At 47.5% G+C, this 13,113-nt stretch carries 13 protein-coding genes; all 13 read right to left on the reverse strand.

The genetic code is table 11. The features are described from left to right. Position 1: 1 nt before the first annotated feature. The 13 genes from rpsC to rpoC all read right to left on the reverse strand — a co-directional run bounded on the left by rpsC (position 2) and on the right by rpoC (position 13,113). A complete protein-coding gene (rpsC, locus tag ICE94_RS03875; RefSeq protein WP_216149076.1) occupies positions 2 to 817 on the reverse strand; it encodes a 30S ribosomal protein S3 in 816 nt (271 codons plus the stop codon). A 9-nt stretch (positions 818 to 826) separates the two neighbouring features. After that, a complete protein-coding gene (rplV, locus tag ICE94_RS03880; protein WP_216149078.1) occupies positions 827 to 1,156 on the reverse strand; it encodes a 50S ribosomal protein L22 in 330 nt (109 codons plus the stop codon). A 10-nt stretch (positions 1,157 to 1,166) separates the two neighbouring features. Next, entirely contained in the window at positions 1,167 to 1,442 is a 276-nt protein-coding gene (gene rpsS, locus ICE94_RS03885; protein WP_216149079.1) for a 30S ribosomal protein S19, read from the reverse strand. Positions 1,443 to 1,460: 18 nt separating this feature from the next. Next, positions 1,461 to 2,291, reverse strand: a complete 831-nt coding sequence (rplB, locus tag ICE94_RS03890) for a 50S ribosomal protein L2 (protein ID WP_216149081.1) — start codon at positions 2,289 to 2,291, stop codon at positions 1,461 to 1,463. Between the two features lie 2 nt (positions 2,292 to 2,293). Next, complete coding sequence (gene rplW / locus ICE94_RS03895) at positions 2,294 to 2,608, reverse strand: 50S ribosomal protein L23 (protein WP_216149084.1); 315 nt, start codon at positions 2,606 to 2,608, stop codon at positions 2,294 to 2,296. Next, complete coding sequence (rplD, locus tag ICE94_RS03900; RefSeq protein WP_216149085.1) at positions 2,605 to 3,225, reverse strand: 50S ribosomal protein L4; 621 nt, start codon at positions 3,223 to 3,225, stop codon at positions 2,605 to 2,607. Before rplD ends, rplW begins: the two co-directional genes overlap by 4 nt. Before the next feature lie 11 nt (positions 3,226 to 3,236). Continuing rightward, on the reverse strand, positions 3,237 to 3,887 hold the full coding sequence (gene rplC / locus ICE94_RS03905) for a 50S ribosomal protein L3 (RefSeq protein WP_216149087.1): 651 nt from the start codon (positions 3,885 to 3,887) through the stop codon (positions 3,237 to 3,239). A gap of 146 nt (positions 3,888 to 4,033) precedes the next feature. Then, a complete protein-coding gene (gene rpsJ, locus ICE94_RS03910) occupies positions 4,034 to 4,345 on the reverse strand; it encodes a 30S ribosomal protein S10 (protein ID WP_011901899.1) in 312 nt (103 codons plus the stop codon). A gap of 93 nt (positions 4,346 to 4,438) precedes the next feature. Next, the gene (gene tuf, locus ICE94_RS03915; protein WP_216149089.1) at positions 4,439 to 5,629 is read right to left on the reverse strand and encodes an elongation factor Tu; all 1,191 of its coding nucleotides are present in this window, start codon (positions 5,627 to 5,629) and stop codon (positions 4,439 to 4,441) included. 34 nt (positions 5,630 to 5,663) lie between these two features. Continuing rightward, positions 5,664 to 7,766 carry an elongation factor G gene (fusA, locus tag ICE94_RS03920; protein ID WP_216149091.1) on the reverse strand — a complete coding sequence of 701 codons (2,103 nt, stop codon included), beginning with the start codon at positions 7,764 to 7,766 and terminating at the stop codon, positions 5,664 to 5,666. A gap of 24 nt (positions 7,767 to 7,790) precedes the next feature. Beyond that, positions 7,791 to 8,261: a 30S ribosomal protein S7 gene (gene rpsG, locus ICE94_RS03925; protein ID WP_216149093.1), complete on the reverse strand. Its 471-nt coding sequence runs from the start codon at positions 8,259 to 8,261 to the stop codon at positions 7,791 to 7,793. Positions 8,262 to 8,392: 131 nt separating this feature from the next. Next, a complete protein-coding gene (gene rpsL, locus ICE94_RS03930; protein ID WP_216149095.1) occupies positions 8,393 to 8,770 on the reverse strand; it encodes a 30S ribosomal protein S12 in 378 nt (125 codons plus the stop codon). Positions 8,771 to 8,874: 104 nt separating this feature from the next. Then, positions 8,875 to 13,113 carry a DNA-directed RNA polymerase subunit beta' gene (rpoC, locus tag ICE94_RS03935; protein ID WP_216149097.1) on the reverse strand — a complete coding sequence of 1,413 codons (4,239 nt, stop codon included), beginning with the start codon at positions 13,111 to 13,113 and terminating at the stop codon, positions 8,875 to 8,877.

Below are 13,113 nucleotides of genomic sequence, written 5' to 3' on the forward strand. Positions count from 1 at the left end.
ATTATTCTCCAGCCTTATCTGCAGCAGGCTTTGTGACCTTACGCACACGCTTAACTGCTGGTTTAGCTTCTGCAGACTTCTCACCGTCTTCTTTAGCTTTGCGCGGAGCGCGGGTAGCTGGACGACGAGCTTTCTTTTCTTGTTCAACTTCTGGTGCAGCAGCAGGTGCAACGGCATTAATATCTGTGCGACCTAATGTGTCACCTTTGTAAACCCATACCTTCACACCGATGATGCCGTATGTAGTTTCTGCTTCTGAAGTTGCGTACTCAATATCAGCCTTCAGTGTATGAAGAGGTACACGACCTTCACGATACCATTCGGTACGCGCAATCTCAGCACCATTCAAACGGCCTGAGCTCATGATCTTGATACCTTGTGCACCCAAACGCATCGCGCTTTGCATCGCACGCTTCATTGCACGACGGAACATAATGCGCTTTTCGAGCTGCTGAGTAATTGAGTCAGCAATCAACTGCGCATCAACTTCAGGCTTACGAATTTCTTCGATATTGACGTGTACAGGTACACCCATGCGCTTTTGCAACTCTTTGCGCAATACTTCAATATCTTCACCTTTTTTACCAATCACAACACCTGGACGTGAGCTATAAATAGTGATCTTGGCGTTCTTTGCAGGACGCTCAATCACTACCTTGCTGACAGATGCATTCTTTAATTTCTTCTTGAGGTAGCTACGAACTTCCGCATCTTCTTGCAACATTTTTGCAAAGTCGTTGCTGTTGGCGTACCAACGTGAAGTCCAGTTACGGCTTACCGAGAGACGAAATCCGGTTGGATGAATTTTCTGACCCATGTCTCTTCCTTAGTTGCTCAAAGTCACAGTAATGTGACAGGTTTGCTTTTCAATACGATTGCCACGGCCCTTCGCACGCGCTGTGAAACGCTTGAGCGATGTTGCCTTGTCAACTGTGACGGCTTTAACTTTGAGCTCATCAATATCAGCGCCCAAGTTATGCTCCGCATTGGCGATAGCAGACTCGACGACTTTCTTCATGATGAACGCAGCCTTTTTAGGGCTAAAAGTCAGAATGTTCAATGCACGTGCAATTGGCAAACCACGGATTTGGTCAGCAACCAAACGTGTCTTTTGCGCAGAAATGTGTGCACCACGGTGAATAGCTTTAGATTCCATCATAGTCCTCTTACTTCTTCGCCTTCTTATCGGCTGCGTGACCCTTGAATGTGCGTGTCAACGCAAATTCACCTAACTTGTGGCCAACCATGTTTTCAGTTACATAAACAGGTACGTGCTGACGACCGTTATGAACTGCAATAGTCAAACCAATGAAGTCAGGCAGAATGGTCGAACGACGTGACCATGTCTTAATAGGCTTCTTGTCTTTGTTGGCCACTGCATTTTCAACCTTCTTAACAAGGCTGGCTTCGCAGAATGGTCCTTTTTTAGCTGAGCGCGTCATATTTATATCCTCAATCGATTAGCGCTTTTGACGACGTTGAGCAATCATGCTCGTCGTACGCTTGTTGCGACGTGTTCTATAACCCTTCGTTGGAGTACCCCATGGTGATACAGGTACACGACCCTCACCAGTACGGCCTTCACCACCACCATGTGGGTGATCGACTGGGTTCATGGCCACACCACGAACTGTTGGACGAATACCACGCCAACGTGTTGCACCAGCTTTACCAATCTGACGCAAGCTGTGCTCTTCATTGCCCACTTCACCGATCGTGGCACGACACTCGATGTGTACACGACGTACTTCACCAGAGCGCAAACGCACCTGACCGTAAACACCTTCACGCGCGAGCAACACTGCAGAAGCGCCGGCAGAACGAACCATCTGCGCACCTTTACCTGGCAACATTTCTACACAGTGAATTGTGCTACCCACTGGAATGTTACGAATCGGTAAGTTGTTACCCACTTTGATCGGAGCCTCAGCACCGTTCATGATTGCTTGACCAACCACTGCGCCTTTAGGAGCAATGATGTAGCGACGCTCACCGTCTGCATAACATAGCAAAGCTAAGTTAGCGCTACGGTTAGGGTCGTATTCCAAGCGCTCAATCTTTGCTGGAATACCGTCTTTGTCGTTACGCTTAAAGTCAACAACACGATAGTGATGCTTATGACCACCACCCTTATGACGGGTTGTGATGTGACCGTTGTTGTTACGACCTGATTTCTGATGTTGTGGCTCTAACAAACCAGCAAAAGGTTTACCTTTATGCAGGTCTGGGTTGACCACTTTCACCATGGAACGACGTCCTGGTGAAGTCGGTTTAGTTTTCATTAGCGGCATGATTACTTAGCCTCCGCTTCAAAATTGATTTCTTGACCTGGCTTCAAAGATACATAAGCCTTCTTCGTGTGGTCACGACGACCTTCAAAACGGCCAAAGCGCTTAGCTTTACCTTTTTGATTCACGACCTGAACAGACTCAACTTCTACTTTGAAGAGAAGTTCAACGGCAGCTTTGATTTCCAATTTGTTGGCATCACGAGCGACTTGGAAAACCACTTGCTCATTCTTTTCAGCAACTTGAGTTGCCTTCTCAGAAATCACTGGGCCTAACAAGACCTGCATCAAGCGATGATCATTTTTACGAGTTGCGATCATTTGAGCATCTCCTCAATCTTTGCAACAGCTGGCTTCATGATCAAAACCTTTTGGAAATGAATCAATGACAAAGGATCAGCATGTTGTGCTTCTACGACAGCAACTTTGTGCAAGTTACGTGAAGCCAAATACAGGTTCTCATCAACCTTATCAGCGATGATGAGTACAGACTCAAGACCCATCGCTTTTACTTTTTCAGCCAAGAGTTTTGTTTTTGGTGCTTCAACAGCGAAATTCTCAACAATGTTCAAACGACCTTCGCGGGCCAATTGAGAGAAGATTGAACGCATACCTGCGCGATACATCTTCTTGTTCACTTTGTGTGAGAAATTTTCTTCTGGAGAGTTCGGGAAGATACGACCACCGCCACGCCACAATGGTGAGGATGACATACCGGCACGAGCACGGCCTGTACCCTTCTGGCGGAATGGCTTAGCAGTTGTATGCTTAACTTGTTGACGATCTTTCTGAGCACGATTACCACTACGAGCATTTGCTTGATAAGCCACCACGATCTGGTGAATCAAGGCCTCGTTGTACTCACGCTCGAAAACCTCTGGAGAGGCATTCACGCCTGCACCTAGTTTTCCGTCAGCTTGTAGGAGCTTTAATTCCATCTGTGCGCTCCTTATTTGCTAGCAGCAGCTTTCACTGCTGGAGTAATAATGACTTTACCGCCACGTGAGCCAGGCACTGCGCCTTTAACGAGCAACAATTTGCGCTCAGCATCTACACGGGCAACCTCGAGATTTTGCACAGTACGTGTCACGTCACCCAAGTGGCCTGTCATGCGCTTACCTGGGAAAACACGACCTGGGTCTTGGGCCATACCAATAGAGCCAGGAACATTATGTGAACGTGAGTTACCGTGAGTCGCACGACCAGAACCGAAGTGGTAACGCTTGATAGTACCTGCGTAACCCTTACCGATTGTCGTACCTTGAATATCTACCTTTTGACCAACGGCAAAAGTATCAACGCCAATAACGTCGCCTACTTTTAATTCGCTAGCTTTAGCAGAATCAATACGGAATTCATTAAGTGCACTACCGGCTAAAACACCAGCCTTGGCAAAGTGCCCAGCTTGTGGTTTTGTAACACGGGTAGCGCGACGAGTACCGAATGCTAACTGAACAGCTGTATAACCGTCCGTTTCATCGGTTTTAATTTGCGCAATGCGGTTATCGCTTACGTCGATAACTGTGACCGGCACGGCATCGCCTTCCTCTGTAAAGAGGCGGGTCATACCTACCTTGCGGCCGATTAAGCCTAGGCTCATATCATTACTCCAGTGCTAACTACGATTGGTTAGCGGAAATTAAAAATATTGCTTTAAAAACAACAAGTTCCAGCTTTTTCAGCTGGAAAGCCCACTATTGTAGCGTCTTTTTAGGACTTCTGCAATAGCAGACGAATTCTCAATGCTTATTGCAACTTGATTTCTACGTCTACGCCCGCTGGTAAATCCAACTTCATGAGGGCATCTACTGTCTTTTCAGTAGGATCAACGATATCCATCAAACGCAAATGTGTACGAATCTCCAACTGGTCACGTGAAGTTTTGTTCACGTGTGGTGAGCGCAAAATGTCAAAACGCTCAATACGAGTTGGCAATGGTACTGGGCCCTTAACAACAGCACCGGTACGCTTAGCTGTATCAACGATTTCAGCAGCCGACTGGTCGATTAAGCGATAGTCAAATGCTTTTAAACGAATACGAATTTTTTGGTTTTGCATGTTTTATCCTAAAGAGCAATGCGATGTTGGCGCGGTATTTCTAAAGAGCGCGGTGGTGTGCAACATTCACACCACCGTGTTTGCAAAAACTAATTAATCCAACACTTTAGCGACCACACCGGCGCCGACTGTACGGCCACCTTCACGGATCGCAAAACGCAGACCTTCTTCCATCGCGATTGGCGCAATCAACTTCACAGTGATCTGCACGTTATCGCCTGGCATGACCATCTCTTTGTCTTTTGGCAACTCAATCGAACCAGTCACGTCTGTTGTACGGAAGTAGAACTGTGGACGATAGTTGTTAAAGAATGGTGTATGACGACCACCTTCATCTTTACTCAACACATACACCTCAGCTGTGAAGTGTGTGTGTGGTGTGATTGAACCTGGCTTAGCCAATACCTGACCACGCTCAACTTCTTCACGCTTCGTACCACGCAACAAAATACCCACGTTGTCACCCGCTTGACCTTGATCCAACAACTTACGGAACATCTCAACGCCCGTACATGTTGTCTTCTGTGTCGCCTTGATACCAACGATCTCAATCTCTTCACCCACCTTAACGATGCCGCGCTCAATACGACCAGTCACCACAGTACCGCGACCAGAAATTGAGAACACATCTTCAACAGGCATCAAGAACGCGCCGTCAATCGCACGCTCAGGTGTTGGAATATATGTATCCAATGCCTCAGCCAACTTCATGATCGCGCCTTCACCCAAGTCACCCTTGTCACCTTCCAAAGCCAACTTAGCAGAACCCTTCACAATCGGTGTGTCATCACCAGGGAAGTCGTACTTAGACAACAACTCACGTACTTCCATCTCAACCAACTCTAACAACTCAGCGTCATCTACCATGTCGCACTTGTTCATGAACACGATGATGTAAGGTACGCCCACCTGACGTGCCAACAAAATGTGCTCACGTGTCTGTGGCATAGGACCGTCTGCAGCTGATACCACCAAAATCGCGCCGTCCATCTGCGCAGCACCAGTAATCATGTTCTTCACATAGTCAGCGTGGCCTGGGCAGTCAACGTGTGCGTAGTGACGTGACTCAGTCTCATACTCAACGTGGGCTGTATTAATCGTAATACCACGTGCCTTCTCTTCAGGTGCCGCATCAATCTGATCGTAAGCCTTCGCTTCACCACCAAACTTGTTCGACAACACAGTCGTAATCGCCGCTGTCAAGGTCGTCTTACCATGGTCCACGTGACCAATTGTGCCTACGTTAACGTGCGGTTTCGTCCGCTCAAATTTCTCTTTTGCCATTTTTATCTACCTCTATCTCTAATATGTTGAAAGGTTATTTTGTCTTTGCTGCAATCACAGCGTCTGCAACGTTCTTAGGTGCTTCAGCATAATGCTTAAACTCCATGGTGTAAGTTGCACGACCTTGTGTTAATGAACGCAAGCCTGTTGAGTAGCCAAACATTTCTGCCAAAGGAACTTCGGCGCGAACAATCTTGCCACCACCAGGAATGTCATCCATACCTTGCAACATACCGCGACGAGATGACAAGTCACCCATCACGTTACCCATGAAATCTTCTGGGGTCTCAACTTCAACCGCCATCATTGGCTCTAGCAAAACGGGGCTTGCTTTACGCATACCGTCTTTAAACGCCATCGAACCAGCCATCTTAAATGCGTTTTCATTCGAGTCCACATCATGGTATGAACCGAAGAACAGGGTGACTTTGATATCAACCACTGGGTAACCGGCCAACACACCATTATTGAGTGTCTCTTGAATACCTTTATCAACTGCAGGAATGTATTCACGTGGAACCACACCGCCTTTGATCGCGTCAACGAATTCGTAACCCTTGCCTGGCTCTTGTGGTTCTAACTTCAAAACCACGTGACCGTATTGACCACGACCACCAGACTGTTTAACGAACTTGCCTTCGATTTCTTCACAAACTTTACGAATCGTTTCACGGTAGGCCACCTGTGGTTTACCAACAGTTGCCTCAACACCGAATTCACGCTTCATACGGTCCACAATAATTTCAAGGTGTAATTCACCCATACCTGAAATAATTGTTTGACCAGATTCTTCGTCTGTCTTGACGCGGAAAGAAGGATCTTCTTGTGCCAAACGGTTCAAAGCCAAGCCCATCTTTTCTTGGTCAGCTTTTGTCTTTGGCTCAACCGCCTGAGAAATCACAGGCTCTGGGAACTCCATGCGCTCCAATACGATGATGCTGTCTGGATCACACAATGTTTCACCGGTTGTCGCTTCTTTCAAGCCCACCGCAGCTGCGATGTCGCCCGCACGAACTTCTTTAATTTCTTCACGTTGGTTCGCATGCATCTGGAGCAAACGACCGATACGCTCTTTCTTACCCTTGATTGGGTTGTAAATCGTATCGCCAGAATTCACCACACCAGAATAGACACGGAAGAAGATGAGCTGACCAACGAATGGGTCTGTCATGATCTTAAATGCCAAGGCAGAGAACTTTTCATCATCGCTGGCTTTACGCTCAGCTTCTGAACCATCTTCCAACTCACCCTTCACAGGAGGAATATCTACTGGAGATGGCATGTACTCAACCACTGCGTCCAACATAGCCTGAACACCTTTGTTCTTAAACGCTGTACCACACATCATCGGCACAATTTCACCGGCGATCGTACGGTTACGCAAGGCTTGCTTAATTTCTTCCTCAGACAAGCCTTCGCCGCCTAAGTATTTATCCATCAATTCCTCAGATGATTCAGCCGCAGCTTCGACCATCTTTTCGCGCCACTCTTCAGCTTGAGCTTGGAGTTCTGCAGGAATATCTTCGTAGGTGAACTTTGTACCTTGTGAAGCGTCATCCCAAAGGATAGCTTTCATCTTCACCAAATCCACAACGCCTTTGAAGTTTTCTTCAGCACCGATAGGAATCTGGATAGGTACTGGATTAGCTTTCAAACGAGTACGCATCTGGTCGTACACTTTGAAGAAGTTGGCACCGGTACGGTCCATCTTGTTCACGAAAGCCAAACGCGGTACACGATATTTGTTAGCCTGACGCCATACTGTCTCTGACTGTGGCTGAACACCACCTACAGCACAGTAAACCATACAAGCACCATCCAAAACACGCATAGAACGCTCAACTTCGATGGTGAAGTCAACGTGTCCTGGTGTATCGATGATGTTGATACGGTGCTCAGGGAAATTGCCGGCCATACCTTTCCAGAAAGCTGTTGTAGCCGCTGAAGTAATAGTAATACCGCGCTCTTGTTCCTGTTCCATCCAGTCCATCGTGGCGGCGCCATCATGCACCTCACCAATCTTATGGTTCACACCGGTGTAGAACAAAATACGTTCGGTTGTTGTAGTCTTACCCGCATCAATATGTGCGGAAATACCAATATTGCGATAACGCTCAATAGGGGTTTTACGTGCCACAGTGTCCTCTTTATCTCTGAGCGGTTAGAAACGGAAATGGGAGAAGGCTTTATTCGCCTCAGCCATACGGTGAACTTCGTCACGTTTTTTCATGGCACCGCCACGACCTTCGGACGCTTCGATCAATTCATTAGCCAAACGCTGGGCCATTGATTTTTCGCTACGCTTTTTAGCTGCTTCACGCAACCAACGCATAGCCAAGGCCAAACGACGTGATGGACGTACCTCTACAGGCACCTGGTAGTTTGCACCACCTACACGACGGCTCTTCACCTCAACGATAGGCTTAACATTACCCATGGCTGTGGCAAACACCTCGAGAGGCTCTTTATTTGCTTTTTTCTCAATGTGCTCAAAGGCACCATAGACGATACGTTCTGCAACGGATTTCTTACCGTCTAACATCAAAACGTTCATGAATTTTGCGACTTCTACGTTCCCAAATTTTGGGTCTGGCAGAATCTCACGCTTCGGTACTTCGCGACGACGCGGCATTGCAACTCCTAATTGTCATTCAGTTGGGGACCATTCCCCGAGTTACTCAACTAACTGGGCTTGACGCCCAGCCGAAGTAACCACTTACTTGGTTAGCCTATATTGGACTAACCCCCATGCTAATTTGGCGATTAAGCCTTCTTAGCGCGCTTCGCACCATACTTGGAGCGAGCTTGTTTACGGTCTTTAACACCTTGAAGGTCCAAAGAACCACGTACGATGTGATAACGCACACCTGGCAAGTCTTTCACACGACCGCCACGGATCAATACCACTGAGTGCTCCTGCAAATTGTGGCCTTCACCACCGATGTAGGAAATCACCTCAAAACCATTCGTCAAGCGTACTTTAGCTACTTTACGAAGCGCTGAGTTTGGCTTCTTAGGAGTAGTTGTATATACGCGAGTACATACGCCACGGCGCTGAGGACAGTTCTCCAGCGCAGGGCTTTTACTTTTAATAATCTCAGAAGTACGAGGCTTTCTGAGTAACTGATTAATTGTTGGCATAACTTACTTTCAAGGCAGAAAATTCTGCAGTTTCCAAAGAACTCGACATTCTAGACTGCCGAGCCCATCTCGTCAAGCAAGATGAACTCGGCTCTATCTGTCCCTTATTCGGCACTCTCTGATGACTCAGAAGCGCTGGTTTCTTCAGCCTTTGCTTCCTCAGCAGCAATCATCTCAGCACGCTCACGGTCCAATTGTTCGCGCACTTTGCGAGCGCGGCGATAGGCCAAACCAGTACCGGCTGGGATGAGGCGACCAATAATGACGTTCTCTTTGAGACCGCGCAGACTGTCGACCTTGCCCATAATCGCGGCTTCGGTAAGAACACGAGTTGTTTCTTGGAAAGACGCCGCAGAGATAAAGCTGTCGGTCGACAAAGAAGCCTTCGTAATACCCAAGAGGATATTGTCATAGAGGGCTGGTCTTTGACCTGCAGCAATCACGCGATCGTTCTCATCTAACAACTCAGATCTTTCAACCTGCTCACCTGTGATGAACTTGGTATCACCCGCATCGGTAATCTGAACACGACGCAACATCTGACGCACAATCACCTCGATGTGCTTGTCGTTGATCTTCACACCCTGCAAACGGTACACGTCCTGAACTTCATCAACGATGTAACGCGCTAGCTCTTCAACACCCTTCAGACGCAAGATGTCATGTGGGTCCGCAGGACCTTCAACGATCATCTCACCCTTATTCACAACTTGACCGTCGTGAACGAGGATTTGCTTTTCCTTCGGAATCAAGAACTCATGTGACTCACCATCCATGTCGGTAATCACCAAACGCTGTTTACCTTTGGTTTCTTTACCGAATGACACAGTACCTGTCACTTTTGCCAAGATCGCTGCGTCTTTTGGTGAACGCGCTTCGAACAATTCGGCCACACGTGGCAAACCGCCTGTAATATCGCGAGTCTTTTGCGCTTCGATTGGAATACGGGCCAAGACTTCACCAACAGCGACTGTTTGACCATCTTTAACAGTAATCAAAGCACCCACTTGCAAACCAATGGTCACTGGATGATCAGTACCGGCAATGCGAACTTCTTCACCAGAGGCATCAAAGAGTTTGATCAAAGGACGGACGCCTTTGCTTGCTGCGCTACGACGTTTACCGTCAATCACAACGAGCGTTGATAAGCCGGTCACTTCGTCTACTTGTTTAGCAACTGTTACGCCTTCTTCAACGTTTTCGAAACGAATCACACCGGCATACTCAGTGATGATTGGGCGAGTCAATGGATCCCATGTCGCTAATGTGGCGCCCGCTTTAACCGTAGCACCTTCTTTGAGCAACAAAGTTGCACCGTATGGAACCTTGTGACGCTCACGCTCACGACCATGATCATCCGTAATCAAAGCTTCACCCGAACGAGAAATCACGACCATCTCATTCTTAGCATTGAGTACAAAACGCATGGTTGGTGTAAAGCGCAAGATACCGTTTGACTTGGCTTCAACGTTATTCGCAACAGCAGCACGCGAAGCCGCACCACCGATGTGGAACGTACGCATTGTCAACTGTGTACCTGGTTCACCGATAGACTGTGCAGCAATCACACCGACAGCCTCACCAGAGTTCACCATCGTGCCACGACCTAAATCACGGCCGTAACACTTCGCACACAAACCGTAGCGAGTAGCACATGACAATGGTGTGCGAACCTTCACCTCATCAATACCTAAAGAATCGATGAGATCTACATCATCTTCGCCCAACATCGTGCCATCTTTAATGACGACTTCCTGGTTATCAGGATTGATGACATCACCCACACAGACACGACCTAAGATTCTGTCGCGCAATGCTTCAATGACTTCACCGCCCTCAACCAAGGCCTTCATCGATACGCCATTAGTTGTACCGCAGTCATCTTCAACCACGACCAAGTCTTGAGTCACATCAACCAAACGACGTGTCAAATAACCTGAGTTCGCTGTTTTCAACGCTGTATCAGCCAAACCTTTACGTGCGCCGTGTGTTGAAATGAAGTACTGCAACACGTTCAAGCCTTCACGGAAGTTCGCTGTAATTGGCGTTTCAATAATGGAGCCGTCTGGTTTAGCCATCAGGCCACGCATACCAGCCAACTGACGAATCTGAGCGGCAGAACCACGGGCACCAGAGTCAGCCATCATGTAAATTGCATTGAAAGACTCTTGCTTAACAGTCTTGCCATTACGGTCAACCACGTCTTCTTGCGATAACTGCTCCATCATCGCCTTACCTACCTGGTCACCGGCTGCGCCCCAAATATCAACCACGTTGTTATAACGCTCTTGATTGGTCACCAAGCCAGACATAAACTGCTTGTCATACTCTTTTACCTTGCCAGCCGCATCAGAAATAATTTTCTCTTTCTGAGCTGGGATCAACATATCGTCAATCGCAATTGAGATACCCGCGCGCGTCGCTAAGCGGAAACCAGATTGCAAAAGCTTATCTGCAAAAATCACGGTTTCTCTTAAGCCACACTTGCGGAATGACAAGTTAATCAAGCGAGAAATTTCTTTCTTCTTGAGAGTCTTGTTGATGCTGTCAAATGGCATGCCCTTTGGCAGAATCTCTGACAACATTGCGCGACCCACTGTCGTATGGCGCAAAGTAGTAATCTTCTTAAAGCGCGCGTCGCCTTCCGCATTCTTATCAACAACTTCGTATTCATTAATACGAACCGCAATACGCGTAGCAAGCTCAACTTGACCGTTTTCATAAGCACGGATCACTTCACCGACATCAGCAAAGACCATACCTTCACCCTTGCCGTTAATCTTTTCACGGGTGGTGTAGTAAAGACCCAAAACGATATCTTGTGAAGGAACAATAGACGGCTCACCGTTAGCAGGGAACAAAATATTGTTCGAAGCCAACATCAAAGTACGAGCTTCCATTTGTGCTTCGAGTGACAAAGGTACGTGTACGGCCATTTGGTCACCGTCAAAGTCAGCGTTGAACGCCGCACAAACGAGAGGGTGCAACTGGATCGCTTTACCTTCGATCAACATCGGCTCAAAAGCCTGAATACCTAAACGGTGCAATGTTGGCGCACGGTTGAGCATCACTGGGTGCTCACGAATCACTTCTTCCAAGATATCCCAAACGATTGGCGTTTGGTTTTCAACCTCTTTCTTGGCAGCCTTGATCGTTGTAGCAATACCCAATGTCTCAAGCTTATTGAAAATAAATGGCTTGAATAATTCCAAAGCCATTAACTTTGGCAAACCGCACTGATGTAGCTTGAGTGTTGGGCCCACCACGATCACTGAACGACCAGAGTAGTCCACGCGCTTACCGAGCAAGTTCTGACGGAAACGACCACCCTTACCTTTGATCATCTCTGCCAATGACTTCAATGGGCGCTTGTTAGCACCTGTCATGGCCTTACCGCGACGACCGTTATCTAAGAGCGAGTCAACCGCTTCTTGCAACATACGCTTTTCGTTACGCACGATGATTTCTGGTGCACGCAACTCCAATAAACGCTTCAAACGATTGTTACGGTTAATAACGCGACGATATAAATCGTTTAAGTCTGAAGTAGCAAAGCGACCGCCATCCAAAGGCACCAATGGGCGCAACTCAGGTGGCAATACTGGCAACACTTCCATGATCATCCAGTCAGGCTTAATCCCTGAACGCTGGAACGCCTCAAGCACTTTTAAGCGCTTAGCGTATTTTTTGATCTTGGCTTCGCTGCCTGTTGCTTTCAAATCAGCGCGCAATACTTCTACTTCACGATCAATATCAATCGTACGCAATAGTTCACGAACACCTTCTGCACCCATAATGGCTGTGAAAGCACCGTCACCAAATTCTTCTAATTTGGCGTAATACTCATCTTCAGACATGATTTGACCGCGACGCATAGCGCCTTCAGGCGTTAAACCTGGATCAACAATCACATATGCTTCAAAGTAAAGAACACGTTCGATATCACGCAAAGTCATATCCAAGACCATGCCCAAACGGGATGGCAATGACTTCAAGAACCAAATGTGTGCTACTGGAGCCGCCAACTCAATATGGCCCATGCGCTCACGACGCACTTTAGCGAGAGTGACTTCAACACCGCACTTCTCACAAATCACGCCGCGATACTTCAGGCGCTTGTACTTGCCGCACAAGCACTCATAGTCCTTAATCGGGCCAAAGATCTTGGCACAAAACAGACCATCACGCTCAGGCTTGAAGGTGCGATAGTTAATCGTTTCAGGTTTACGAACTTCACCATAAGACCATGAACGGATCTTCTCTGGCGAAGCTAAACCAATCTTGATGGCGTCAAACTGCTCTTCGCCATGTGTTTGCTTAAATAGATCGAGCAATGCTTTCAT

The sequence above is a fragment of the Polynucleobacter sp. MWH-Loch1C5 genome, from assembly GCF_018881775.1.
In the GTDB taxonomy this organism is placed as follows: Bacteria; Pseudomonadota; Gammaproteobacteria; order Burkholderiales; family Burkholderiaceae; genus Polynucleobacter.